Origin of the sequence: Pseudomonas baetica (assembly GCF_019733355.1) — a bacterium.
GTDB lineage: Bacteria > Pseudomonadota > Gammaproteobacteria > Pseudomonadales > Pseudomonadaceae > Aquipseudomonas > Aquipseudomonas baetica_A.
This window is the reverse complement of sequence record NZ_JAIHLQ010000194.1, coordinates 1-254: the sequence shown is the minus strand read 5'-3', so window position 1 is coordinate 254 and position 254 is coordinate 1. Positions and strand designations below refer to the sequence as shown.

Annotated in this window: 1 protein-coding gene; it reads right to left on the bottom strand. The window is 55.9% G+C overall.

The window, feature by feature from the left end:
- A partial coding sequence (locus K5E40_RS34715) for a contractile injection system protein, VgrG/Pvc8 family (protein ID WP_260456265.1) occupies positions 1–254 on the bottom strand: 254 nt, incomplete at both ends.

Genomic DNA, 254 nt, shown 5'->3' with positions numbered 1-254 from the left:
GTGCTGGAAGTGGTAGTGAATGCCTTCCTCTTCGCACAGACGCTGGACGAAATGCAGGTCGGTTTCGTCGTACTGCACGCAATAGTCGCGATCCGGGCATGGCTGGCTCAGTTGGAAGCTGTAGGCGTTGCCCTTGATGCCGTGTTCTTCAAGGATCAGCGCGATGATTTTCGGCGCCGACATTTGCTGGTAGATGCGCTGGTTGGTGCGGTGATGCAGGTATTGCAGTTGCGGCACCATCGACACTTTGTAGC